The following is a 25,676-nucleotide window of genomic DNA, read 5'->3' as shown; positions in this document are numbered from 1 at the left end:
GTGAACGCTGAATTGAGCTGGGCCTTGAGTGCGCTGTGTGTAGTAGTGGCTGCGGTGGTGCGGGGCTTGACCGGCTTCGGGTTCGCGGCCATTGCCGTGGTTGGCCTGGCCATGCTCGGCTCGCTGCGTGACGCGGTGCCGGTGGTGTTGTGCCTTGAAGTCGCCTCCAGCGTCATGTTGCTGCGCAGCGCCATCGCCGAAGCCGATTATCGACTGTTGCGCCGGGTGTTGCTGGCGGCGGCATGCGGGGTGCCGTTGGGCATCGGTGTGCTGACCGGCCTTAACAGCGATTGGCTGAGCCTGGGTGTGTACCTGCTGGTGGCGGCCCTGGCGTTGCTGGGGCTGGCGCGGGTGGCCCTGCCCATGGGCCGTGGGCCGCTGGCTGCGATCCTGGTGGGTGGCAGCAGTGGCGCGCTGATCGCCGCATTCTCCATCGGCGGGCCGTTGGTGGTGGCCTGGCTCAGCCACTGCGGGCTGCGCGCCCGCGTTCTGCGGGCCACCCTGATCATGTTCTTTTTCGCCGTCGACCTGGCGGCCCTGGCGGGGTTGGCGCTGGCCCAGGCCATCGGCCCACAAGCGCCGCGCCAGGCGTTGGCCCTGCTACTGCCGCTGTTGTTGGGGTTGGGGCTGGGGCAGCGCTTATTCCTGCGTATTGGCCCTGAACCTGCGGCACGCATCACCCAATGGCTATTGCTGGCGCTGGCAGGGTTTGGCCTGCTGGGCCGGGCATGGTCCTGACCCTGGAGCATCAACATGCAACCCACTGTATTTATCACCGGTGCCACGTCCGGTTTCGGCGAAGCCTGCGCGCGACGATTTGCCCAGGCGGGCTGGTCCATGGTCCTGACGGGGCGGCGCGAAGAGCGTCTGTTGCGCCTGGCCGACGAGCTGGGTGGGCAAGCCGAGGTTCTACCGCTCGTACTCGATGTTCGCGACCGTGTCGCCATGCAGGCCGCCATCGACTCATTGCCGGCCGCGTTCGCGACCTTGCGCGGGCTGATCAACAACGCAGGCCTGGCCTTGGGCACCGAAGCTGCGCAGCAGTGTTCGCTGGATGATTGGGACACCATGGTCGACACCAACATCAAGGGCTTGCTGTACAGCACCCGCTTGCTGTTGCCACGGCTGATCGCCCATGGCCAGGGCGCCAGTATCGTCAACCTGGGCTCCATCGCCGGTAACTGGCCCTACCCTGGCAGCCATGTCTATGGCGCGAGCAAGGCCTTCGTGCGGCAATTCTCGCTGAACCTGCGTTGCGACTTGCAAGGCACCGGCGTGCGAGTCACCAACCTGGAGCCCGGGTTGTGCGAAAGCGAATTCTCGCTGGTGCGCTTTGCGGGCGACCGGCAAAAATACGCGGCGGTGTACGCCGATGCGCAACCCTTGCAACCGGCCGATATCGCCGAGACGATCTACTGGCTGCTCAACCAGCCGGCACATATCAATGTCAACAGTCTGGAATTGATGCCGGTGACCCAGGCTTGGAACAACTTCGCGATTGCTCGCGGGTAAACGGTCGCACCGTCAACGTCCCAAGCGCACTGCCGTGTGCAACGTACGGTTGCTGGACAACTGCACACAACGAAAAAGCCCGGCAACAGGGCCGGGCTTCTCGATACTTCGCAACAAGGTGTGGGTGATCAATACCCCGATAGAATATTCACGATCACGCCCGTGGTAATGGCCACCAGCACATAGTCACCGTTCACGCGCAACCAGCGGTGTTCACGCGGTGGCGGTGGCAGGCGGCGCGCTTGCCAGTCGGTGACCCAGTAGCGGTCGTTACGATACATCGGTGGGGCATAACCGCCACGGTGCCATTCGCTGTGCGGGCGCGGCATGCCGGCTTGCGGGCCGTGGTCGCCAGGGCGGTTGTACTGGGGGTTGGGGCGGTACTGTTGCGGTGGACGTTGTTGCTGATGGCCACCGTTTTGTTGCGGTGGGCGTTGTTGCTGATGCCCTCCATTTTGCGGCGGCCGGCCCTGTTGCTGATGGCCGCCATTGTTCTGCGGGCCGCCCTGTGGCCCCCCTTGCTGGCCGGGTGGTCGATTTTGACCGCCGTCACCTGGCCCTGGTTGAGCATAGCTGGCCAGCGGTGCCAGCAGCATCAAGGATGCGCAGCATGCCGCGATGATTTTTTTCATCTGTTTCTCCATTGGGGGACCGGTGACGCAGGCCAATACGCCCTGAGCCGCGCAGTAAAGACCTGCATACTGCCATTGAGTTTCGTCGCCCCCGGTGAAATGTCCACGGTTGCGGTGATATTTCATCTGTCGTCGCGGCGAGTATGCGGCCGTGGCTGGGCATCATGTTACTCATTGGGGTGCAGGGTGCGCTGGTTGTCCTCGCCTGGGCGGTTGATGAACAGCGTGTCCAGATCGCTGGTTTTCCACCCATTGAGCGCATTCCAATTGGCCGAGAAATGGATGTAGTGGCGCTGCAGCAGCGAATGTTCCTGGGCATTGAGACGCTCGAACGGTTCGCCCAAGGCATAGGCGCGCAACTTGGCTGCAATGGGGTGTAATTCCACCGGGAGTGCCATGCGGTCGTCATCGGGGGCAAATGCAACCCCCGCTCGCGCTGCCAGCTGATGCATGATCTGCAGGTACACCCGCGAAAGCTCGCCGCGGACCTGGCGCTGCCCTGCGACGGCGGCATACACGCGTTTTTCCGGCTGGGTATCGCGGGTGCGTGCGTGTGTTTGCACATCCCAGGCGAAAACGCTCAAACCGTTACCGGGGAAGTAGGGCTGCCAGCGGTCCAGCTCGCGATCCAGGCATTCGCGTGTGCGGCGATGGGCTTCGCTGTGCTCGTTAGGGACCTGCAGGGGGCTCAGGCTATTGTCGGGTTTGCTCAGCAGCACCCGTTCCGTGGCCAAGGGCAGGTAGCCACCGCCAATGTCGGAGTGGCTGCCAGGCATCATCAGGTCTTCATCGGTGCGGGTGAGGGCGAAGTTGTGACGGTACTCGTGTTCGGCCACCAGGTGCACGACTTGGCGGGCGATGCCCGGCGCAAGGCGCAGGTTGAGCCCGGGGTTGAGGGCATTGTTGGCGCTGAAATCGCCTTGTAATGGGGCGACGATGCCGGCCACGGTGTCGAACAAACCGATGAAATTGAGGGCCAGGTCCGTGGGGTGGCGCCAGGCGAATCCTTGGGCAAACCCCGATGTACCGGGGGGTATCGCTCGGGCCAATGAACTGTCGGGCCCCTGGAGCAGATCATTGGCGCAATGCCGGGCCGCTGCCGCGCCTCGGCTGAAACCGAACAGGTCGATCTCGATCCGGCTGATCACAAGGCCCGGGTTGTGATCGTGCAAAACGCATAGCTGGGCCAGCACCCGCGCTGGCATTTGCTCGACCCGTGCCAGCACACCGGTCCCCCAGCGGCCGGTGGCTTGGCTGTAGAGAGCATCACCTTGGCCTGTGCGCGTGCCGATGCCTTCCAGATACACCTTGAGGTGAGCGTGCTCGGCGTTTGCGTCCAGCACCACCCTTGCGTCGTCCGGGTAGAGCGCGTGCAAGTGCGCGACGTTGCTGGTGTCATTGCCATAGCTGTCATCGGTCCCATCCAGGTGCGACTGGCTGGCGCGGCGCTCCTTACCCAACTCGCTGTTGCTCTGGTTGTTGCCGGTGCCATCAAAAAACAGCCCCAGGCGCACGGTAAAGCCGGCGCCCTGTGCGTTCTCTTCTGTTGCGATAGTCATAGCGTTCCCTGCCGATAGGTGTGCACGAACGAGGCAAAAGGCCCCGTCAGAGCATCGTCAGAATGCTGTCGGGTGCACATAGGACGTTTCTGAATATCAGTGGCGAAAAAGAGGCTAGTACGCGCAACCGCGCAAGCCTCAACACCATCCCGGCGTGTACCAGCCCTTAGAATGTCTGCCCCATCGAGAACTGGAAGATTTGCGTCTCGGCATCTTCCGGTTTGCGGATCGGCGCCGCGAGGCTGAAGGTCAACGGCCCCAGGGCGCTGTACCAGGTCACGCCCAGGCCCACGGAGCTGGCCATTTGGTCCAGGCTCACGGTCCCGCAGTTGGTGGTGGTGCTCAGGTAGCACTTGCTGGAGTACACGCTGCCCATGTCCCAGAACACCGAGGTGCGCACCGACTTGGTGTCTTTGATAAAGGGCATGGGGAACAGGTACTCCGCGCCGCCGGTGATCAGGATGTTGCCGCCCATGGCTTCCGACTCGCCGTCGGCATAGTAAGCCTGGCCTTCACTGGCGTAGTTGCCGGTGGCCGAGGTGTTGCGTGGGCCCAGGGTGCCGCTCTTGAAGCCGCGCACCGAGTCTTCGCCGCCTGCCGTGTAGTTTTCATAGAAGGGCAGGCCGTCGGTGTTGCCGTAGCCGTTGCCATAACCCAGCTTGGTGTGAAAGCGCAGCGAAGTGCTGTCGGTGACCGGCAGGAAGGTCTGCCCGGTGTAGTCCACCTTGTAAAAGCTCAGGTCGCTGCCGGGTACCGTCACCATCAGGTTGACGTTCTGCGAGTGCCCGCGGGTGGCCAGCACGCCGCGGTTGAGGGTGGACTCCGACCAGCCCAGGTTGGCCTTGAAGTTGGTGAACTCCTTGCCTTCGCGCTCGATGAAGTCGTAGATCTCGTCAGCGCTGTAGGTGCCCGGCGAAATGGTGTCGTGCTGCACCGTCAGGCCGAAGTTCAGGCGCGAGGTTTCATTGATCGGGTAGCCGAAGGTGGTGCCGGCGCCGTAGCTGTTGATCGAGTAGTAGGAGTAGCCGTCGTCGTAGTACTTGCTGTAGTCGGTCTTGTTGTAAAACAGGTTGTAGCCCAGGCTAACGCCGTCTGGGGTGAAGTAGGGGTTGGTGAAGGCCAGGTTGTACTTGCTCTGGTATTCGGAGCGGGTCAGGCCCAGGCTTGCGTAATTGCCGGTGCCCAGGAAGTTGCTTTGCGATATGGAGCCCCCCAGGATCAACCCGGCGCTCTGGGCAAAACCGACGCTGGCGGTGATGGAGCCTGAGGCCTGTTCCTCGACGGTGTAGTTCACGTCGACCTGGTCATCCTTGCCGGTGACGGCCGGGGTTTGGACGCTGACTTCCTTGAAGTAGCCCAGGCGCTCCAGGCGCGTCTTGGACTGGTCGATCAGGTAGGTGGAGGCCCAACCGCCTTCGAGCTGGCGCATTTCGCGGCGCAGCACCTTGTCGTCGGTCTTGGTGTTGCCACGAAAGTTGATGCGGTTGACGTAGGCGCGCTTGCCCGGGTCCACCACGAAGGTGATGTCCACGGTGTGGTCGCCGTCGTTGGGCGTGGGCACGCCGTTGACGTTGGCGAAGGTGTAGCCCTCGTTGCCCAGGCGGCGGGTGATCAGGTCGCTGGTGGTGGTCATTACCTTGCGCGAAAACACTTGGCCCTTTTGCACCAGCAGCAGCGCCTTGACCTGGTCCTCGGGCACCTTCAAATCGCCGCTGAGCTTCACGTCGCGCACCGTGTATTTGTGCCCTTCGTTGACATTGACGGTGATGAACACGCTTTTCTTGTCGGGCGAGATCGACACCTGGGTCGAGGCGATGTCCATGTTGATGTAGCCACGGTCAAGGTAGTAGGAGCGCAGCCGTTCCAGGTCGCCAGACAGTTTTTCGCGCGCGTACTTGTCATCGTTTTTGAAAAACGACAGCCAGTTGCTGGTTTTCAACTGAAACTCATCGACCAGTTCGGCTTCGCTGAACACCGAGTTGCCGACGATGTTGATGTGCTTGATGGCGGCAACGGTGCCTTCGTCGATCTTGATTTTCAGTTGCACGCGGTTGCGCGGTTGCGGCACCACCTCGCTGTCGACCGTGGCCGAGTAACGGCCCTGGGCGACGTATTGGCGTTGCAGTTCGTTGCGCACGCTTTCCAGGGTGGCGCGCTGGAAGATTTCGCCCTCGGCCAGGCCCGATTGCTTGAGCCCCTTGATCAAGTCCTCGGTGCTGATGGCCTTGTTGCCCTCGATCACGATGTCGGCCACCGAGGGGCGCTCCACCACGGTGATGATCAGCACGTTGCCGTCGCGGCCCAACTGGATGTCCTGGAAATAGCCGGTCTTGAACAGTGCGCGGGTGGACTCCACCAGCCGCTGGTCATCGGCCTCGTCGCCGACGTTCAGGGGCAGGGCGGCGAACACGCTGCCGGCAGAGACCCGCTGCAGGCCGTTGACGCGGATATCGGAGATTTTGAAGCCTTGGGCGTGCGCAAGTGTGGCATTGAGCAGCAGCGCAACCGAGCAGAGCAGGCGCGTAAAATTCATCAAGATCGTTTTCCAGGACACATCGACAAGCAGCGCGGGCGCGCCAAGGGAACTCGCCGGAAAACCGGGCGCACCCAACGGCCCGGCGAGTGGAGCGCCAGCATAAAAGCGCGGGGCGTTTGGTGCGGTTAACCCAATGTCAAGTTAGGTAAAGGTTTGCCAGCGGTGATGGCGCTTGGCTTTACACTGTGACGACTCACCGCCCAGAGCCCACCATGATTCCCGTATTGCTAGTCGACGATGACCAGGAGTTGACCACCTTGCTCGCCCAGTACCTGGAGCGCGAAGGCTTTGCCGCAACCGCGGTGCACACCGGCGAAGAGGGCGAGGTGCAGGCGTTGTCCGGGCGCTACGCGATCGTGGTGCTGGACGTGATGTTGCCGCGCCTGTCCGGTATTGAAGTGCTGCGGCGTATCCGCGTCAGCAGCCAGGTGCCGGTGGTGCTGCTGACCGCGCGCGGCGACAACATCGACAAGATCACCGGCCTTGAACTGGGCGCCGACGACTATGTGCCCAAGCCCAGCTCGCCGGGCGAGTTGGTGGCGCGCCTGCGCGCCATCTTGCGACGGGTGCAACCGTTGGAGCCGCCTGCAAGCGAGGTGGTCAGGACCGGCACGCTGGCCCTGTGGCCGGGTAAGCGCCAGGCCCAATGGGGCGGGCAGCAGCTTGAACTGACCAGCACCGAGTTCAGCCTGCTCGAAGCCTTGGCCCGCCAGGCCGGCCAGGTGGTGAGCAAGCAGGACCTGTCGCTGAACGCCCTGGGCCGGCCGCTCACTCGCTACGACCGACGCATCGACGTGCACATCAGCAGCATCCGCCAAAAGCTTGGCCCGCGCCCCGACACCAAGGCCTGGATACAGAGCGTGCGTGGCCTGGGCTACCTGTTGATCGCCGAATGATCAAGCCCAGCCGGCTGTTCCTCAAGCTATTCCTGGCCTTTTGGCTGGCCACCACGCTGACCTTCCTGGTGGGGTTGGGGTTGTTGGTGCTCGGCAGCTTCGTGCCCGCTGATCCGCACCTGGAGGCCACGTTGCACAGTGAGGAGCAGTTATTGGCCCAGTACGGATTGCAGGCGGGCCAGCAATTGCTGGCAGTGGCGCAGCCGCCCACCGGCCAGGCCATTGGCGTGTATGACAGTGCTGGCAACGTAGTGGCCGGGGTGCCGATACCTGTGCCGGCTTTTGAGAAAACAGTGTTGAGCAAAGAGGGCGACAGGCTTTCTATCCGGTCTACCCTGGACCCCGGCATTGACCGTGACCGACGACCCGGGCGCGCCGTGCCGTTGATCATCGGCACGGTGATGAGCGCGCTGTTCAGTGGTTACATGGCCTTCTACCTGGCCTGGCCGTTGGTGTACCTGCGCCGGGCCATGAGCGATGTGGCTCAGGGCCGTTTCGACACTCGGGTCAAGCCGATGATGGGCACGCGACGGGATGAAATCGTCGACCTGGCCGAAGACTGCGACCGCATGGCCAATCAGCTGCGCTTGCTGGTGGATGCCCAGCAGAACCTGCTGCACGACATCTCCCATGAACTGCGCTCGCCGTTGACGCGCATGCAGGCGGCCATCGGCCTGCTGCGCCAGGAGCCTGCGCGGGAAGAAATGCTCGGGCGCATCGAGCGCGAGTCCGAGCGCATCGACACATTGATCGAAGAGCTGCTGACCCTGGCACGTCTGCAGGGGCGTCCCGATAGCCTTGAAAGCGAACCGCTGGATATGATCGAACTGCTGGCGGTGATCGCCGAGGACGCCCAGTTCGAAGCCGACATCAAACACTGCCACGTGCAGTTGCACGCCCAAGGCGCTTTTATCAGCCGGGTCAGTGGCGAGTTGCTGTACCGGTGCTTTGAGAATGTCATCCGCAATGCCGTGCGCCATACCGCGCCGCACACCGCGGTGTGCATCACCACGCAGGTCGATACCCTGGGCTTGACGGTGCGTATCGCCGACCAGGGTCCAGGGGTTGAAGGCGGCAGGCTCACGCGTATTTTCCAGCCTTTTGAGCGCGGCCTGGACGAGCCAGGCGCAGGCTTCGGCCTGGGCCTGGCGATTGCCCAGCGTGCGGTGGAAATGCACGGCGGCAGCATTGTTGCGCTTAACCCGCCCACCGGTGGCCTGATGGTGAAAATCCACCTGCCTTTGCGGCCATGATCAGTACTTCTTTACACGAAATTACATTGGCTTGACGGCCCTGTACGCCACCCCTCGTTAAACTTTGCGGCTAAAGTTTTCGTGGAGGTGGCGATGTTTCTCGTGCATAAAAAGGGCTTTGTATCCGGCAAGAAGATGATTGACGGCCTGGTCCCGTATGACTTCTTTTGTGAAGATAATCCGGCCATCAACTTATTTGTCTTCACCGGCTCTAGCCTGCCGGGTAAAGCGGTTCAGGAACAAACACTTTGGGGTTTTACCCGGCTCGACCGATTTGAAGCCATGAGCCAGACATTGGTCGCCAATAAAAAGGACCGAGGCTGGTTTCAAACCGTCAATGTGCTGACCGGTCCTGCCCAGAACGGTACGCAGACGGTCAAGTTCCAACGCGTATTGAAAATTATAAAGCATGTGCCGCTGAACACCGCTCCAGGCACGGTGGCGGCCTACGAAATACACACCGACGAGGGTGATACTTACTTCACGCGTCGCGCCGCCACTGCCAGTAGCACGCCCACCGTCATCTACGCCGAAGGGCAATAACTGCAAGCATTATTGTGTCTGTTTTGATACCTCTACATAAAAACGCTTTTACATAGCACCCTCATAAAAAAAACCGATACCTGCTTAAAGATTAGCCGCAGGCGCCCGGCGGGCTCACGGATATACAGTCGCCGCATCCCCTGCCGCTGTTGGCGGCCGGGCCCATTACAATAATAACAAGGTGCCCCTTATGCACAATGACACTGTCGATATCAAACAGTGGATCGATGATCGCCCGATCACCCGGTACCAATGGCTGATCATGGCCTTGTGTTTCAGTATCGTGTTGTTTGATGGATTGGACGTGGCGATCATGGGCTTTATCGCCCCTTCGTTGCTTCAGGACTGGGGCTTGTCCAAAGCCGCATTCGGCCCGGTGATGAGCGCTGGCATGATTGGCCTCGCCGTGGGCGCCCTGACCGCAGGCCCTTACGCCGACCGCCTGGGGCGCAAGAAAATATTGCTGCTGGCCGTCACCGGCTTCAGCGTACTGAGCCTGGCCTGTGCTTTCGCCCGCAACCCCTACGAGCTGGCTGGCCTGCGTTTTTTGACCGGCATTGCCCTGGGCGCGGCCATGCCCAATACCACCACGTTGCTGTCTGAATACCTGCCAGAGCGTAACCGCTCGTTATTTATCACCATCATGTTCACCGGCTTCAACCTGGGCTCCGGTGCCGGTGGTTTGCTGGCGGCCTGGTTGATCCCGCATTTCGGTTGGCAATCGGTGCTGTTGGCCGGTGGGGTGCTGCCGTTACTGCTGCTGCCGTTCCTGTGGCTATTGCTGCCGGAGTCGGCGCGCTTCATGGCCGTGCGCAATGCCTCCAGCGCACAGATCGCCAAGGTATTGAACAGGCTGGGCGGGCAGTTCACGGCCGCCACCACCTTCACCGTCAGCGAGCCGCAAGTGCAGCATAAGGCGCCGGTGCGCAGGTTGTTCTCCGAACCTTACCGCCTGGGCACCCTGTCACTGTGGGCCACTTACTTCATGGGCTTGCTGGTGATTTACCTGACCATGGGCTGGATGCCGACCCTGTTGCGCGAGGGCGGTTTGTCCATCGAACGGGCGGCGACCATCACCGGGCTGTTCCAGATCGGCGGCACCGTCGGCGCCATCGTGGTGGGCTGGGCGATGGACCGGCGCAACCCTAACCGGGTCATCGCCACGGCCTACGCCTTGGGCGGCGCCTTGATCATGCTGCTGGGCGCCTTCAGCCTGGAGTCGAGCCTGCTGGCCGTTGGCGTGGTGGCGGCCGGCTTCTGCATGAGCGGTGCACAAACCGGCCTCAACGCCTTCGCGCCCGGCTACTACCCCACCGACTTTCGCGCCACCGGCGTCAGCTGGATGTTGGGCATCGGCCGTTTCGGCGCCATCTTCGGCTCGCTGGTCGGCGGCGTGGTCCTGAGCCTGGGCCTGAGCGTGAGCACCTTGTTCATCATGCTCGGCGCGCCGGCACTCATCGCAGCCGTAGCGATACTTGCCAACGGCCACGCCAGGCGCCGCGCGGCTCCCGCCATTCTGGCGCACTGACCGGCTGCCCTCCACGCCTGCGCCCTTGATGGGGCGCACGGCAACGCTTCGCCCAAAAAACGGAAAACAATAACAATGAAAAACACCTTCAGCCCACGTCTGGTCGGCTTGCTTTCCTTGACCGCGGCCTTGCCGATGGGCGCCTCGGCCGCCGGGTTTCTGGATGACGCGACGGCGACCCTGAACCTGCGCAATTTCTACTTGAACCGCAACTTCACCAACCCGTCCTACAGCCAGGGCATGGCCGAGGAGTGGACCCAGAGTTTCATCCTCGATGCCAAGTCTGGCTTCACCCAGGGCACCGTCGGCTTTGGCGTGGACGTATTGGGCCTGTACTCGGTCAAGCTCAACGGCGGCAAGGGCACCGGCGGCTCGCAATTGTTGCCGATTCACGACGACGGCAGCCCTGCCGACGATTTCGGCCGTCTGGGCGTAGCCGGCAAGATGAAGTTCAGCAAGACCGAACTCAAGGTGGGCGAGTGGATGCCGGTGCTGCCGATCCTGCGTTCGGATGACGGCCGCTCGCTGCCGCAAACCTTCCAGGGCGGGCAGGTCACGTCCAGGGAAATCGACGGCCTGACCCTGTACGGCGGCCAGTTCCGCCAGAACAGCCCGCGCAACGACGCCAGCATGCAGGACATGTTCATGCAGGGCAGCACCGCGGCCATTGCCTCTGATCGCTTCAACTTCGAGGGGGGCGAGTACACCTTCAACAACAAGCGCACCCTGGTGGGCGTGTGGAACGCCGAGCTCAAGGACATCTACCAGCAGCAATACCTGCAAGTGCTGCACAGCCAGCCTCTGGGCGATTGGACCCTGGGTGCCAACCTGGGCTACTTCTGGGGGCGCGAGGATGGCAGCGCGCTGGCCGGCGATTTGAGCAACCGCACGATGTCGGCCTTGCTTTCGGCGCGCTATGGCGGTGGTACGCTGTTTGTGGGCCTGCAAAAGCTCACCGGCGACAACGCCTGGATGCGGGTCAATGGCACCAGCGGCGGTACCTTGGCCAACGACAGCTACAACTCCAGTTTCGACAGTGCCCAGGAACACTCCTGGCAATTGCGTTACGACTACAATTTCGTGGCCCTGGGCGTGCCCGGTTTGACCCTGATGAACCGCTATATCAGCGGCAGCAATGTGCACACCGGCGCCATTACCGATGGCAAGGAGTGGGGCCGCGAATCGGAGCTGGCCTATACCCTGCAAAGCGGCACCTTCAAGGATTTGAATATCCGCTGGCGCAACTCCAGCATCCGCCGTGACTACAGCACTAACGAGTTCGACGAAAACCGCTTGATCGTCAGTTACCCGTTCTCGCTGCTCTGAGCAAAGGCATAAGGGTAGGGGGCGAGCGTGGTGATGGCGTAGAATCCATCAGGTCGCCCCCTGCCGAGACTGCGCCTTGCCCATGCAAACCCCTCTTTGGAAAACCTACCTGGCCTTTCTTGCGCCCATGGTGCTGGCCAACTTTCTGCAGTCCATGTCCGGCACCCTGAACAGTATCTACATCGGCCAGATGCTCGGCACCCAGGCCTTGGCCGCGGTGTCGGGGATGTTCCCGGTGGTGTTCTTTTTCATTGCGCTGGTGATTGGCCTGGGCGCAGGGGCCGGGGTGATGATTGGCCAGGCCTGGGGCGCGCGCGAGCTGCACGTGGTCAAGGCCATCGCCGGCTCGACGCTGTTGCTGGGCGTATTGATCGGGCTGGTGGCGGCAGTGTTCGGCACGATCTTCGCGCGCCCGGCCTTGCAGGCGCTAGGCACTCCGGTGGATGTGCTGGACGATGCCGTGGGCTACGCACGGGCGATGATGCTGATCATGCCGTTCATGCTGGTGTTCGTGTTGTTTACGCAACTGCTGCGCGGCGTCAGTGACACGGTCTCGCCGCTGCTGGCGTTGCTGGTTTCTACCTGCGCGGGTCTGCTGCTGACCCCGGCATTGATTCGCGGCTGGCTGGGTGTGCCACCCATGGGCATCGAGAGCGCCGTGGTGGCCGCGTTGGTCGGCAACCTCTTGGCCATGGCGCTGTTGACCTGGCGCTTGAACCGCCGCCAGCACGTGCTGGCACCCAACCGGGCGTTGTTTGCGGCCATGCGCCTGAACCGCGAGCTGCTGGGCAAGGTGCTGCGCATCGGCCTGCCCACCGGGCTGCAGATGGTGGTGCTGTCGCTGTCCGAGCTGGTGATCCTGTCGCTGGTCAACCACCACGGCTCCCAGGCCACGGCGGCCTATGGCGCGGTCACGCAGATCGTCAACTACGTGCAGTTCCCGGCGTTGTCGATCGCCATCACCGCCTCCATCCTCGGCGCCCAGGCCATCGGCGCCGGCCGCCTGGAGCGCATCGGGCCGATCCTGCGCACCGGCCTTGTGATCAACCTCTGGCTGACCGGTGGCCTGGTGGTGCTGTGCTACTTGCTGTCGCACTGGCTGCTGGGCCTGTTCATCACTGACCCGGCCACCCAGGCCCAGGCCGAACACCTGCTGCACATCATGCTCTGGAGCTTGCTGGTGTTCGGCTTCCAGGCCCTGATCGGCGGCATCATGCGTGCCAGCGGCACGGTGCTGGTGCCGGTGCTCATCTCGATATTCTGCGTGGTTGGCGTGGAGCTGCCGGTGGCCTGGCTGCTGAACAGCTACGTGGGGCTGGAGGGGGTGTGGATGGCGTTCCCGGTCACCTACCTGTGCATGCTGGCATTGCAAACGGCGTATTACCGCCTGGTGTGGCAGCACCAGCGCATCGAGCGGTTGGTGTAACGGGCGCCTAAAGCGGTTCGATCAATTGGCGGCCCTGGTTGCGTACCTGGCCTACCTCGCGGCCCACCCGGTACCACTCGAACACCGGCGCCGGTTCGCCCTGCCACAGCACCAGCTGTTCGGCGCGCTCGGTGGGCGTGCGTGGGTCCAGCCATTCGCGGGCCAGTTCGGGCGCCAGCACCACCGGGCGGCGGTCGTGGATGTCGACCATGCCACCGGCGCTGTCGGCGGTGATGATCACGCAGCCGTCGTCCTCGCGCACCGCCCCATGGGGGCCTGGGAATTGCCCGATGGCCGCGCACAGGCTCGGGGCGCCGTCTTTGCGACGGATCAAATAGGGTTGTTTTTTCGAGCCGCCTTCATCCACCCATTCGAACCAGTTGTCTACCGGCACGACGGCCCGCCTTGGCCAGATCGCCCTGAAGAACGCGCCGTGAGCGACCTTTTCCACCCGGGCATTGATGGGCGGTGCGCGGTCCCTGGCCCAATGCGGGCGCCAGCCCCAGCGCACGGCCAGAGCCTGCAGGGTGTCATCCTGAACATGAAACAGCGCCAGTTGGGTCGAGGGGGCGACGTTGTAGCGGGCCAGGGGCTCATCGCCCAGGGTGTTGACCCAAGCATCGGGCAAGCTCAGGGCGTCGACGAAGTCGTGGATGCCGCGGTACTGGGACAGCCTGCCACACATCGGTGAACCCTCCGCGATTTCAGCCGCTCCACGGGCCCCAGCCGCCGAATGCCAGGCCGATCGCCACGCTGCTGAGCAACAGCAGGGTCAGCCCGCTGAACACCTTGCTGACCTTCAGGATGATCCCGTGCCGGCGCTGCAGCCAAGGCCAGCGTTGGGTATAGGCGGTGGCCGATTCCAGGGCGATGGCGCCCAAGGCAATCAGCGGGATGCTGGCCAACGCACACAGCAGTACTTCGAAGTTCACGGTGACGTCCTTGTGGGTGCAGCGCCATCCGTCGGCGCTGGGGTATTCGTTTGAGTATTCTAGTGGACAGTGGTGCCCACGACAAACCGCGTGGTTTTATTTGTCGGGGTTACCGGCCGCCAACCCGGCCAGTGTCCCCACCAATGGGGCGAGGGGCCGGGTTCAGCGCTCCCAATCAGCCTTGCCCACCGCCAACCCATGCATGCCGTCATAGGCTGCGCGCGTTGGCTGTTTCCAACCCTGCAGCAAGGCCTCGTCCAGGCGATAAATCTCCACCCCCAGTGGCCGGCAAACGCTGATCGGGTCCTGCGCCTCGGGGCCCCACATCGGCAGCGACAGGTCACCCCCAGGGCAGGTGGACAGGGCGCACAGCAAGTCGATTTCGGCGAAAAACTCCAGGTAATCGCCTTGCTGGGCCGGGCAGGCTTTCATGAAGTACAGGTCGTCGTGGTTCAGGCCCGTGCACTGGAAGATGTTCAGCACATCGTGCACGTCGAACTCGGTCAAGCCGTGTGGCAGCACCGCACGGGTCAGGTTGGAGTGGCAGTGGTGGTGGAAGTCTTGGCCTGTGAGCATCTTGTTCACGTACGGGTCGCAGCGGGTGCCCAGCAGGTCGTGCAGGCGCCCGCCGTGTTCGTCGATGCCATAGGCCGCCAGGCTGTCGTCGGTGATGGTCACCAACGGGCGCAAGAACGGCAGGTTGGACCACAGCCGGTCGTAGGTGCTGACGTGGGCGCCCTGCAACTGGCGAGTGCGCGCGGCCCACAGGCGTTCGCGCGGGTCGTTGGCGTTCCACACGTTGAAGTCGCCCACTTGCGGGCCCACCGGGGTCGTCACACGGAACACATGCCCGGCGGGCACCTTCCAGGCGCGGCCGGTGCGGATCGGCACCTCGAATTGCTCAATCAGGGTGCGCTGGGCCTTTTGCTCGCGGATGCGTTCATAAAAGGGCTTGTCGACCTGCAACGCCGAGCCTTTGCTGACCTGATAGGCGGCTGGATAGTCTTTGTACATGGCACAACCCTCACGGCACGGTTCAATGTGAAGTCCACATTAACGCATTGCGTGCCAACCCGGTGGGTTGGGTTGGTCTACACTGGTAGAGGCAAGCACCCTGAATCTTTTAATGAGAGGAGGCAGCCATGAGCGCACCGGTCATCGAGAAAGTCCACGTCAATGGTTATCACTTGGTCAGTGTTCATAACAGTCAATGGAGCGTGTGCACGCCGGATGATCGGCTTGCCTCGTTTGGCACGCGTGAAGAGGCGGCGGCCTACGCGTTCGCCTTGCCCGCGCACAAGGCTGTGGGAGCGGATCCATCTGCGAAAGCTTCACCGCGCAAAGCCTGACACACCTCTTGCCCTGCGCCCCAATGGCCGGGCGCAAGGGCGCTTACTGTGCCGCGCTCACCACATGCCCAACCCCCACCACACTGATCTGCACGCGGCTACCCAGCGCCGGGGCATTGTAGGCCGCGCTGCGAACACTGATCGCCCGCCCGGCTACCTCCACTGTGAGGGTGCAGTTGTTGCCGCCAAAATCGCTGTCCATCACCAGGCCATCGCCTTGTACCGCCGGGCTGACCAACAGTTGCTCAGGCCGCAGCATGATCCGCGCCACGCCTTGGGGGGCATTGTCGTCGACCTTGACCGCGCCCAGGTCACACTGCGCCCAGCCGCGGTTGATGGTGGCCGGCAAAATCACGGCGTCTCCCAGGAACAGCGCGGTTTGCTCGTCACGCGGGCGCTGGTAAAGGTCCATCGGCCGGCCGGCCTGCACCAGCTTGCCTTGGCGCATCACCGCCAGTTGGTCGGCAAACGACAACGCTTCGGCCTGGTCGTGGGTGACCAGAATGGTGGTCACGCCGGCCTCGGCCAACAGCTTGGCGACCGTCTTGCGCATGGTGGCGCGCAGGCCTGTGTCCAGCGCCGAGAAGGGTTCATCCAGCAGCATCAACCGAGGCCTCTGGGCCAAGGCCCGGGCCAGGGCCACGCGCTGTTGCTGGCCGCCAGACAGCTCGTGTGGCCAGCGGCTGGCCATGCGCGTGTCCAGCGAAACCATGTCCATCAGCTCCAGCACCCGTGGCTGTTTTGCGCGGGTGTTGCCCGGTAGGCCAAAACCGATGTTGTCGGCGATGGTCAGGTGCGGGAACAGCGCGCCGTCCTGCGGCACGTAGCCAATCAGGCGCCGGTGGGCCGGCACTTGCCGGTGGGCGTCGACCAGGATTTCGCCGTCAAGGGAAATGCTGCCGGCATCGGGGAACTCGAAGCCTGCAATCATGCGCAGCAGGGTGGTTTTGCCAGAGCCTGAGGGGCCGACGATGGCCGTGCGGCTGCCAGCGACAACCTTCAGGTGTACGTTGTCGAGCGCGGCCAAGGTGCCGAATTTTTTATGAAGGCCATGCAGTTCAAGAGCGCTCATCGGCCCGCCGTGCGTTTGGATTGATGGTAAAGAAGGCCGGTCAGGGGCAGCGAGAGCAGCACCATGATCAGCGCGTAGGGCGCAGCGGCGGCGTAGTCGATTTCGCTGGTCATGGCCCAGAAGCCGGTGGCCAGGGTGCGGGTGCCGTTGGGGGCCAGCAGCAGGGTGGCGGTCAGCTCGTTGGTAATTGCCAAGAACACCAGTGCCGCACCGGCCGCGGCGCCGGGTGCGGCGAGGCGCAGGGTGATCAGCCACAACGCCTGGCCCGGCGAGCGGCCCAGGCTGCGGGCGATGTTTTCCAGCTCCACCGGCGCCTGGGCGATGCCGGCCCGCAGGCTGACCAGCGCCCGTGGCAAGAACATCAGCAGGTAGGCCAGCAGCACCGTCAGCGCGGTCTGGTAAATGGGCCGGGCGAACTTCACGGTCACCGTCACCAGGGCCAGGGCCACAACCACGCCGGGCAGGGAACTGGTGATGTAGTTACAGCTTTCCAGCAGCCGGTGCAGGCGCCCCGGTGCTCGGATCGACAGCCAGGCAATGGGGACGGCTGCCAGGGTGGTCAGCACCGCGCCGGCGCTGGCCAGCATCAGGGTTTGCTGCACGGCGGGCAGCAGTTCGCCCATTCGCCAGACCTCGCGCCCCCCGGCGATCAGCCAGTTGGCCAGGGTAATCAGTGGTACGCCCAAGGCCAGCGCCGTGGTGCCCAGTGGCAGCAGCAGGGCCAGGGCGGTGGTGCCCCGGCCAAGCGGGCACAGCCGCTGTTCGCGGGCGCTGCCCGAGCCTACGCGTGCGTAGCGGGCCTTTCCGCGTGCCGCCGATTCGGCGGTGAGCATGGCCAGGCAGCACAGCGCCAACACCCCGGCCAGCATGTTTGCCGCCGGGCCGTTGAAGCTGGATTGGAACTGGTCGAAAATGGCCGTGGTAAAGGTGTCGAAGCGGATCAGCGCATACAGGCCGTACTCGGCCAGCAGGTGCAGGCCCACCAGCAACGCGCCGCCGCCGATGGCCAGGCGCAGTTGCGGCAGCACCACGCGGAAAAACACCGCCCAGGGTTTCAGGCCCAGGCTCTGGGCCACGTCTTCGATGGCCGGGTCCAGGCGGCGCAAGGTCGCGGCCACCGGCAGGTACAGGAAAGGGAAATAGGCCAGCACCGAGATCAACACCCCGGCGGGCAGCCCGTGCAAGGGCGGGATCAGGCTGATCCAGGCATAGCTGTGGACGAATGCAGGCACCGCCAGTGGGGCAATGGCCAGCAATGACCAAAGCCTGCGATACGGCAGGTCACTGCGCTCGGTCAGCCAGGCCAATGCCACGCCCAGGCCCACGCACAGGGGCAGGGTCAATACCACCAGCAAGCCGGTGTTAAGCAACAGCTCGGCCACCCGGGGGCGGAACACCAACTGGGCGATGGTGGCCCAGCCGGTTTGGATGGCCACGCTGATCACAAACCCCAGGGGCAACAGGGCCAGGACCGACACCAGCAACGAACAGGCGATCACCCAGCGGCCGACCCCGCGCCCACGGGTGTGGCGGGCGCCAGGTCCTTGTAGGGTGAGTGCAATGTCGAGCGGTTCCTGTTTGGACATTGCTTACAGCAGCCCGGCCTGGGTCATCAGGTCCACGGCTTTTTTGCTGTTGAGCTTGGAGGCGTCCACCAGCGGTGCGTCGAGCTGCTCCAGTGGCACCAGCTTGGGATTGGATTGCGCGCCCTGGCCCACGGCGTACTCGAACGACTTGCCGTCCTTGAGTATGGCCTGGCCCTGTTTGCCGGTGATCCATTTGACGAACGCCTGGGCGTCCTGCTGATGTTTGCTGGAGGCCAGCACGCCGGCGCCCGAGGTGCTGACGAAGGCGCCCGGATCCTTGTGCTTGAAGTAGTACAGGGTGGTGTTTTTGCTGTTTTCGCCGGTCTTGGATTGGTCCACGTAGCTGTAGTAGTGGTAGATCACGCCGCCGTCGATCTGCCCGGCATTCACCGCCTTGAGCACTGCGCTGTTGCCGCGGTAGGCGGTGGCGTTGGCCTTCATGCCCTTGAGCCATTCAAGCGTGGCGGCTTCACCCTTGAGCTCCAGCACCGCGCTGACGATGGCCTGGAAGTCGGCCCCGGCAGGCGACGCCGCCCAGCGGCCTTTCCAGCTTGGCGAGGCCAGATCCATCAGCGACTTGGGCAGGTCGGCTTCCTTGATCTTGCTCGGGTTGTAGACGAACACCGTGGAGCGCGCGGCGATGCCGGTCCATTTGCCGTGGGCAGGGCGGTAGGCCGGCGTCACTTGTTCAAGGGTTGCAGGCGCAATCGGCGCAAACAAGCCGGCGTTGTCCACCAGCACCATGGCGGGCGAGTTCTCGGTCAGGAACACGTCGGCCGGCGAGGCCGCGCCTTCTTGCACCAACTGGTTACCCATCTCGCTGTCGTCGCCGTTGCGGATGGTCACCGGGATGCCGGTTTCCTCGGTAAAGCCTTCCACCCAGGCTTTGGTCAGGGTTTCGTGCTGGGCGTTGTACACCAGGATGCCGGGGCCATCGGCGCCGAAGGCGACGCTACAGCCAAACAATGCCGAGGCCAGCAGGGCAGCCTTGAAGAGCGAAGAAGGGCGAGGGGTCATGCGCAAGCTCCAGGGTTTTTATAGGGGTGCCAAGCGAACGGGAGGCACTGTAATAGCGCGAATGAGAAAAAATCGTCAAGCGCAGCTTTAATCAGTGTGATTCCCATTCAGCCTAGAACGGTTTGCCGCCAAATGCTGGATCCATCGGCGGTTTATCCCCGCTTGAAATCAACGCGGTGCCATCAGGCTGTCCAGTGCGCTGCGCGCCTCGTCACTGCGCAACCGCTCGATAAACAATGCCCCCTCCCGCGCGATGGCCTCCTCCAGCGCCGCCCGCTGCGGTGCCTTGAGCAATTGCTTGCTCAAGCGCACCGACGCTTGCGGCAACCGGGTGATTCGCTCTGCCAGTTGCCGGGCGGCGGCCAGGCACTGAGCACCTTCGTCAAAGGCCTCGTTCGCCAGCCCCCAAGCCACGGCCTGTTCGCCACTGAGCCCATCACCCCACAGCAACAACCGGGCGGCGCGGGCGTGGCCCACCAACTGCGGTAACAACAGGCTGGCGCCGAACTCCGGGCACAGGCCCAGGTTGACGAAGGGCATGCGCAGCTTGGCATCGCGCGTCACCAGCACCTGGTCGCAGTGCAGCAACAAGGTGGTGCCAATACCAACGGCGGCGCCGGCCACCGCCGCGATCAGTGGTTTGTCCAGGTCCAGCACCGCGCCCATGAAGCGGAATGCGGGGGCGTCCAGTGCCGAGGGCGGCACCTGCAAAAAGTCTTTGAGGTCATTGCCGGCGGTAAAGCACCGCTCGCCGCCAGTGATGATTACCACCTGAGTGTCATCATCGTTCTGGGCTGCGCGCAGCAGGTCGGTCAGGTGCTCGTACATGCCGTGGGTCAGGGCATTGAGTTTGTCGGGGCGCTCGAGGGTTAGCGTCAGCACGCCTTCGCACAAGTGGCGCTTGATCAGGTGGGTCACGGAGTTTCGCCTTTGCTGGAAGTTATTATTGGAGGCACAAGAGGCTGGAGTATAAGACAGAGGTGCAGGGTGGACGCCTACTGCGTTCTAACTACGCATCACGGCTCCAACCCAATCCCGCGCAAAATAACCACGGTGATGGTTTTTACCGCTTCGGCAAACTGCGCGTCAGACAGCGGCTGATGGCCGTTGAGCGCCGCCACCTGGTGGTCAAAGTCGGCATAGTGCTGGGTGGCTGCCCAGATCATGTACAGCAGGGCGCTGGGGCTGACCGGGCGAATGCGCTTTTCTTCGACCCACTGGCGGATCTTGGCTTCCTTGAGTTTCACGCCGGTGGCCAGGTGCTCGTCGAGCATGTCCCTGAACATCGGCGCGCCGTGCATGATCTCGTTGGTCCAGACCTTGGAACTGTAGGGGCGCTGGCGCGAGTGGTTCATCTTTTCCATGATGTAGCTGGTCAGCACCACGCGGGGGTCGTCAAACTGCTCGAAACAGGCGCCCTCCAACTCCCAGGTGCCAAGCAGGTTGATCAGCACTTCGCGGTACAAGTCTTCTTTGGTGGAAAAGTAATAGTTGAGGTTGGCACGCGGCAGTTCGGCCTGCAGGGCGATATCGGCCATGGCCGCGCCCGCGAAGCCGTTTTCAGCAAACACCTGCTCGGCAGCGAGCAGGATTTTCTCGATATTCTTTTGGCGAATCTTGATTTTTGGATTGGTCATCGCTTGCCTGATTGTGACGCGGGGGAGGGGGCAGGCCGCCGCCGGGCAATAAGCGCGGCAGACCCTGTTGCCATTCTAGCGTCAGCGAGAAGAAAAGGCCGCCTTGGGAGCTCGGCGGCGCCAGAGTGCCCCGGCCAAGCGCTGGCCGAGGCGGGCAAAGCGGTATCAGGGTTGCGCGGCGCTCAGGGCCTGGCCGTCGCGCTGGATGCGCGGGGCACCGGCCACACCGGCTGGCGTGCCGGCTTTATCCTGGGCTTGGAGGTAACCGATCAGTGCTTCCAGGTCGTTGAGGCCGGTGTCCAGGCGTTTGCTGGTCTTTGCCAATACGCTGAAATTGTCGCCGCCTTCGGCCATGAACGAGTTCACGGTGACTTGGTAGGTCTGGTTGGCCAGCACCGGTTTGCCGTCGATGGTCAGGCTTTGCGCGATGACGCGCTGCCCGGCCGGCCGCGAGGCATCCCAGCGGTAGCGCAGTGAAGAGGAGGGTTGCAAGGGGTAGAAGCCCATGCTCCCGCTTTGCCACTGCTGCTCGATCAACTCATGGATTTGGGCGCCGGTCAGGGTCAGGATGTTCAGCGTGTTGTTGAACGGTTGCACGCTGGCCACCTGGCCAAAGGTCAATTGAGCTTGCCCAGGCTCCAGGATCAGGTCCGTACGAATCCCGCCCAGGTTGGTGAACGCCACCTGCGCGCCCAGGCTGCGGGTGGCGGCCAGTTGGCCGTCGGCGACCAGGTCGCCCATGGCCGACTCGCCGGCGGGGCTCAGGTGGCGGGTCAATTCCCGTGTCGCGATGCGCGCTACCGGTTTGCCCAACAGGGCCTGGCTACGTTGTTCGACCTGGGCCTGCAAAGCGGCGATTTGCGGCATCGGCTTGTAAAGCTTGGGGTCGACGACAATGTTGCGCGCCTTGGCGCCCAGCAACTGGTGCTTGGCCGGGTCGATGGTCAGGGTCACGTAGGTCAGCAGGCGCCCGTAGGAAGCCCCTTGGGTCACCAACTTGTCGCCTACCTGGCACAGGTAGCCCTGGTGGGTGTGCGCGGTGATGACCACCTTGATTTCCGGTGCCAGGCGCTGGGCCACGTCGACGATGTCGCCCGTCAGCTGGCTGCAATCGGCCTGGTCGAAGCGTTCCGGGGTTTCCCCGCCTTGGTGAATGACCGCCACCACGGCATCGACGCCTTGCTCATGCAACGCCGGCAACTGCGCGTTGATGGCCAAGGCTTCGTCGGTGGTACTCAAGCCCTGCATGCTTTTGTTGCTGACCACCGACGCCACGTCACGCAGCACGGCGCCGACGAAGGCGACCTTGACGCCGTTGACCTGCTCGATCTGGTACGGCGCGAACAGCGGTTTGCCGGTGTGCGTGTCGATCAGGTTGGCGGCGATGTAGGGGAAGCCCGCGCCGCTGTAGGTTTTGTCGAACTGGCAGGCCTTGTCCGGGCGTGGCGAGTCGCAGCCGCCGTGGATCTGGCGTTGCAGCTCTGAGGTGCCCTGGTCCAGTTCATGGTTGCCCACCGTGCTGAACTTCATCCCCAGCAAGCCCAGGGCCTGCAAGGTCGGTTCGTCCGCCCACATCGAGGAGATGGGCGGGCTGCCGCCGATCATGTCGCCGGCACCGATCAGCACCAGGTTAGGGTCTTGCTGGCGCAGTTGGGCGACCACGCCGCTCAAGGCATCAATGCCGCCGGCTTTCATCACCACCTTGCCCTTGGGGGCGCTGGGGTCTGGATAGCTCAGGGGGGTGGCCAGCAGGTTGCCGTGGAAGTCATTGACCGCGGCAATGTTGACCTGCACCGTGGCGGGCGGCGCAACGGCGTGGCTGCAGGCACCCAGCACCAGCGCGGTGGGCGCCAGCAGGCAGGCGCGGCGCAGGGCAAACAAAAGAGATGACATGAAAACTCCTTTTCTTGATCAGGCAATGCGCGGCTGGCTGGCGGCGACAGGGGCGTCGCTCGCGTGCACGTAACGGGTACCCAGGCCTGCCCGCAACAGCAGCATTTTCAGGTGGTCGGTGATCAGTTCCAGGCGGTCTTGCAGGTGGCTGTTGAACACCAGGCCTACCAGCGCGATGGAGATACCCAAGGCTGTGGCATAGAGCGCCGTGCCGATGCCGCGTGAGACTTCGCCCGGGTCCGAGACGCCGGCTTCGGCCAAGGCCTTGAAGGTGTCGATGATGCCCATGATGGTGCCCAACAAGCCCAGCAGCGGGGCACCTGCGACCACCGCTTCCAAAATCCACAGGCTGCGTGACAGTTTGCCGCGCAGTTCGATGTAAATGGCTTGGCCCAGGTCTTCCAGTTCTTGGTGCGAACTCAACTGGCGACGGCCCTCGTACAACTGGTCGAGCAACTGCAGCGGCAGGCTGTCGCGTGCGGTGAGCTCGGCCGGCAGGTCGGCAACGCTGCGGGTGCGGGCATTGAGCGCGGGCAACAGCTTGCGCGCGCGGCGCAAGGAGTAACTGAAGAAAATACAGCGTTCAACCACTACAAAGGCGGCCAGTGCGGCGGCGCCATACATGACGTAGAAGGTCAGGTCGTGGAGCAGATTCATGTTCATCGGGGGCATCCTTTAGGGGGTGCCGGCGGCCATTGCCGCCGGCTGCGGGTCAGAATCCAACTTCGAAAGAAACCATCGCGGTGCGTTCTTCACCGACGTTGTAATAAGGCGTGCTCGCCGCCAGGCCATTCACCGCCGTGGCGTTGAACGCCACGGTATTGGCCGACGACAGGTATTCCTTGTTGAACACGTTGAGCAGCGAGAAGCGCACGGTGGCCGTTTTGATGACCTTTTTGTCCACCGGCAGGTAGATACCGGCATTGAGGTCGAACACGGTGCGGCCAGAGATCTTCTCGTCGTTGGTCAGGTCGCCGTAGAAGCTGCCCACGTACTTGCCCGCGACGTTGCCGTAGTAGCGCTTGTCGTCATAGCCGATGCTGGCGTTGAACATGGTTTTGGGTACGTTGGCCAACTGTTTGCCAGCGGTTGGCAGGCTCCACGTTCTTGGACACGATGTCGTCTTTTTGCGTGGAGTCGGTGTAGGTGTACGAGGTGTAGTAATTGAAGTTGTGGGGCAGCAGGCCACTCCACTCCAGCTCCAGGCCCTGGTTGACCACGGTGCCGACGTTGATCATCTCGTAGTCGCCATCGGTGTTGGTGGTCGACAGTTGGCGGTCTTTGAAGGCGATGTGAAACAGGGTCGCGCTCAAGGCCGTGTTCTTGTCGGTGTAGCGCCAGCCCAGTTCCTGGTTCCAGCTGAGCTCGGGGGCCAGGCTGATGGACTCGGCAGTGTCGTACAGCACGTAGTTGGACGGGGTGCGCATGTTGCGCGTGACGTTGTAGAAGGCCTGGTTACGGTCGTTGATCTGGTAGCGCACGCTCAGGTTGGGCAGGAACTGGTGGTATCTGGCGTCACGCTTTTCTGCCACGTCATACAGGCTGCCCAGGTTGTCGCCGTTGCGCTCCACGTACTGGTAGGCGGTGCCCCCGGTGACGGTCCAGTCCGGGGTCACGGTCCAGGTGTCCTGCAGCCAGAGTTTTTGCGCCGGTGTTTCGGTGTAGTAATGGCGGCCCTGGACCGTCTTGCCGTTGTTGTCCACCACCTGGTCGGCGCCGTTGTAATCGGCCCAGACACTGGCCGGCGTGCCGTCGGGGTTGATGTTGATAAACGGCTGGGTTTGGCGTTGACGGGCTTTTTCGTACCAGTAGCCGACGTCCAGGCTGTGTGCCTCGTTGATGTCCCACTTGGCCTTGGTGGTGATGCCCGAACGCCAGGTTTCGGTCCAGGACGGCTTGTAATACGTCTTGTAGGCCAGGCCCCTCAGGTCATAGTTGCCGGCCTGCGAAGAGGTGCTGGACAACCCCGATGCGGTTTGGCTACTGAAACTGCCGCCAGCCCCCCAGTAATAATACGGAGCCACGGTCAGCATCAGGTCGTCGCGCAATTGAAAACGCTGGGTAAGCGAGGCGGTAAAGTTTTCGAAGTTGTTGCGGTTCAGTTTGTAGTACTGCGATAACTGGCCACTTTTATAGATGGGCGTTTTCGAGTAATCGGCACGCGGGTCGGCATCGAACTGCGCCTTGCTCAGGTTATTGTAGTTGTAGCCTTCTTGGCGGCTGTACTTGGCAATCAAGTTGGTGGAGTTGCCGTTGCCGTCTTCGAACAGTGTGTTCCATTCCACTTTATCGGCGCGCAGCGAGCCCGAACCGCGCCACTTGTCACCTTCGGTGTGGGACGCCGACAGCCAACTTTTGAAGCCGCCCAGGTCGCCGGTGTTGATCCGCGCAAAGCTCTTGCGCAAGTTGTTGCTGCCCACGGTCTGCTTGAGGAACACGCCAAAGTCTTTTTCCGGGCGCAGGGTCACCAGGCCGATGTTGCCGCCGCTGGAGCCGATGTGCGGGCCATCGGCCTCGGAAGAACCTTGGGTAACGAAGACTTCGCCCAGGTTTTCCGGGTCGCCCAGCTGGTTGGGGAAGATCGCATAGTTACCCGAGTCGTTGAGCGGGATGCCGTCGGCAGAAACACCCACCTGGTCGGAGTTCATCCCGCGCATGGTGAAGTTGGTGCCGCTCAAACCGGTGGAGTCGGTGGTGGAAACGTTGATGCCCGGGGTGTATTTGAGTTTATCGATGGCGTTGGCGGTGCCGGACATTTCATCCATGGCTTCCTTGGTCACGGTGGAGCGCGCCTTGGCGCTGTCTTCTTCCACCATGTGCCCGCCGCCCAGGCTTTGCCCGGTGACCTTGACATTACCAATGTCCATCGTGTCATCGGCAAACGCTGCAACTGTCCAGCCGCCGACCCCCACGGTCAGTAGCGCTACAAACAAACTATTAAGTTTCAAAACGTGATCCCCTACGGTTTAAGTGTGCAGT

22 protein-coding genes and 1 pseudogene are annotated in these 25,676 nt (G+C 63.0%); 9 read left to right on the top strand and 14 right to left on the bottom strand.

What is annotated here, in order from left to right; translation table 11 throughout:
- Complete coding sequence (locus L9B60_RS01280; protein WP_249675351.1) at positions 1-738, top strand: sulfite exporter TauE/SafE family protein; 738 nt, start codon at positions 1-3, stop codon at positions 736-738.
- 15 nt (positions 739-753) lie between these two features.
- The gene (locus tag L9B60_RS01275; RefSeq protein WP_249675348.1) at positions 754-1,512 is read left to right on the top strand and encodes an SDR family oxidoreductase; all 759 of its coding nucleotides are present in this window, start codon (positions 754-756) and stop codon (positions 1,510-1,512) included.
- 128 nt (positions 1,513-1,640) lie between these two features.
- Here L9B60_RS01275 and L9B60_RS01270 read toward each other — a convergent pair whose 3' ends face one another.
- The 3 genes from L9B60_RS01270 to bamA form a co-directional block, all read right to left on the bottom strand.
- Positions 1,641-2,144: an RcnB family protein gene (locus L9B60_RS01270; RefSeq protein WP_249675346.1), complete on the bottom strand. Its 504-nt coding sequence runs from the start codon at positions 2,142-2,144 to the stop codon at positions 1,641-1,643.
- Positions 2,145-2,311: 167 nt separating this feature from the next.
- Complete coding sequence (locus tag L9B60_RS01265; protein ID WP_249675343.1) at positions 2,312-3,703, bottom strand: T6SS phospholipase effector Tle1-like catalytic domain-containing protein; 1,392 nt, start codon at positions 3,701-3,703, stop codon at positions 2,312-2,314.
- Between the two features lie 166 nt (positions 3,704-3,869).
- A complete protein-coding gene (bamA, locus tag L9B60_RS01260) occupies positions 3,870-6,236 on the bottom strand; it encodes an outer membrane protein assembly factor BamA (protein WP_249675341.1) in 2,367 nt (788 codons plus the stop codon).
- Positions 6,237-6,451: 215 nt separating this feature from the next.
- Here bamA and L9B60_RS01255 point away from each other — a divergent pair, with 215 nt between their 5' ends.
- From L9B60_RS01255 to L9B60_RS01230, 6 genes are all read left to right on the top strand, one after another.
- Entirely contained in the window at positions 6,452-7,135 is a 684-nt protein-coding gene (locus L9B60_RS01255) for a response regulator transcription factor (RefSeq protein ID WP_249675338.1), read from the top strand.
- On the top strand, positions 7,132-8,388 hold the full coding sequence (locus L9B60_RS01250; protein WP_249675335.1) for a HAMP domain-containing sensor histidine kinase: 1,257 nt from the start codon (positions 7,132-7,134) through the stop codon (positions 8,386-8,388). The genes L9B60_RS01255 and L9B60_RS01250 overlap by 4 nt, the downstream gene beginning before the upstream one ends.
- Before the next feature lie 93 nt (positions 8,389-8,481).
- The gene (locus L9B60_RS01245) at positions 8,482-8,931 is read left to right on the top strand and encodes a hypothetical protein (RefSeq protein ID WP_249675332.1); all 450 of its coding nucleotides are present in this window, start codon (positions 8,482-8,484) and stop codon (positions 8,929-8,931) included.
- Positions 8,932-9,121: 190 nt separating this feature from the next.
- Entirely contained in the window at positions 9,122-10,459 is a 1,338-nt protein-coding gene (locus L9B60_RS01240) for an MFS transporter (protein WP_249675329.1), read from the top strand.
- 75 nt (positions 10,460-10,534) lie between these two features.
- Positions 10,535-11,785, top strand: a complete 1,251-nt coding sequence (locus L9B60_RS01235) for an OprD family porin (RefSeq protein WP_249675326.1) — start codon at positions 10,535-10,537, stop codon at positions 11,783-11,785.
- A gap of 82 nt (positions 11,786-11,867) precedes the next feature.
- On the top strand, positions 11,868-13,211 hold the full coding sequence (locus tag L9B60_RS01230) for an MATE family efflux transporter (protein ID WP_249675324.1): 1,344 nt from the start codon (positions 11,868-11,870) through the stop codon (positions 13,209-13,211).
- 7 nt (positions 13,212-13,218) lie between these two features.
- Here the strand turns inward: L9B60_RS01230 and L9B60_RS01225 are convergent, their stop codons facing one another.
- From L9B60_RS01225 to L9B60_RS01215, 3 genes are all read right to left on the bottom strand, one after another.
- A complete protein-coding gene (locus L9B60_RS01225) occupies positions 13,219-13,896 on the bottom strand; it encodes an SOS response-associated peptidase (RefSeq protein ID WP_249675321.1) in 678 nt (225 codons plus the stop codon).
- A gap of 19 nt (positions 13,897-13,915) precedes the next feature.
- Entirely contained in the window at positions 13,916-14,143 is a 228-nt protein-coding gene (locus L9B60_RS01220; protein WP_249675317.1) for a hypothetical protein, read from the bottom strand.
- A gap of 162 nt (positions 14,144-14,305) precedes the next feature.
- Positions 14,306-15,157, bottom strand: coding sequence for an urea carboxylase-associated family protein (locus L9B60_RS01215; protein WP_249675315.1), 852 nt, complete (start codon positions 15,155-15,157; stop codon positions 14,306-14,308).
- A 128-nt stretch (positions 15,158-15,285) separates the two neighbouring features.
- Here L9B60_RS01215 and L9B60_RS01210 point away from each other — a divergent pair, with 128 nt between their 5' ends.
- Entirely contained in the window at positions 15,286-15,492 is a 207-nt protein-coding gene (locus tag L9B60_RS01210) for a DUF2188 domain-containing protein (protein WP_249675312.1), read from the top strand.
- 43 nt (positions 15,493-15,535) lie between these two features.
- On the opposite strand, the gene L9B60_RS01205 is transcribed toward L9B60_RS01210, so the two are convergent.
- The 8 genes and pseudogenes from L9B60_RS01205 to L9B60_RS01170 form a co-directional block, all read right to left on the bottom strand.
- Positions 15,536-16,564: an ABC transporter ATP-binding protein gene (locus L9B60_RS01205; protein WP_249675309.1), complete on the bottom strand. Its 1,029-nt coding sequence runs from the start codon at positions 16,562-16,564 to the stop codon at positions 15,536-15,538.
- Positions 16,561-18,150 (bottom strand): ABC transporter permease, encoded by a 1,590-nt coding sequence (locus L9B60_RS01200; protein WP_249675304.1) that lies wholly within the window; start codon positions 18,148-18,150, stop codon positions 16,561-16,563. The genes L9B60_RS01205 and L9B60_RS01200 overlap by 4 nt, the downstream gene beginning before the upstream one ends.
- Before the next feature lie 3 nt (positions 18,151-18,153).
- The gene (locus tag L9B60_RS01195) at positions 18,154-19,167 is read right to left on the bottom strand and encodes an iron ABC transporter substrate-binding protein (protein ID WP_249675302.1); all 1,014 of its coding nucleotides are present in this window, start codon (positions 19,165-19,167) and stop codon (positions 18,154-18,156) included.
- A 168-nt stretch (positions 19,168-19,335) separates the two neighbouring features.
- Complete coding sequence (locus tag L9B60_RS01190; protein ID WP_249675300.1) at positions 19,336-20,085, bottom strand: enoyl-CoA hydratase-related protein; 750 nt, start codon at positions 20,083-20,085, stop codon at positions 19,336-19,338.
- A gap of 98 nt (positions 20,086-20,183) precedes the next feature.
- Positions 20,184-20,804, bottom strand: coding sequence for a TetR/AcrR family transcriptional regulator (locus tag L9B60_RS01185; RefSeq protein ID WP_249675298.1), 621 nt, complete (start codon positions 20,802-20,804; stop codon positions 20,184-20,186).
- A 165-nt stretch (positions 20,805-20,969) separates the two neighbouring features.
- A complete protein-coding gene (locus tag L9B60_RS01180) occupies positions 20,970-22,697 on the bottom strand; it encodes a bifunctional metallophosphatase/5'-nucleotidase (protein ID WP_249675296.1) in 1,728 nt (575 codons plus the stop codon).
- 18 nt (positions 22,698-22,715) lie between these two features.
- On the bottom strand, positions 22,716-23,360 hold the full coding sequence (locus L9B60_RS01175; RefSeq protein ID WP_249675295.1) for a MotA/TolQ/ExbB proton channel family protein: 645 nt from the start codon (positions 23,358-23,360) through the stop codon (positions 22,716-22,718).
- Between the two features lie 49 nt (positions 23,361-23,409).
- Positions 23,410-25,645, bottom strand: a pseudogene (locus tag L9B60_RS01170) (TonB-dependent receptor family protein).
- Positions 25,646-25,676 lie beyond the last annotated feature (31 nt).

This window comes from Pseudomonas abieticivorans (assembly GCF_023509015.1).
Taxonomy (GTDB): Bacteria; Pseudomonadota; Gammaproteobacteria; order Pseudomonadales; family Pseudomonadaceae; genus Aquipseudomonas; species Aquipseudomonas abieticivorans.
Note: the sequence above shows the minus strand (reverse complement) of the source record. Positions and strands in the feature narration are given on the sequence as shown.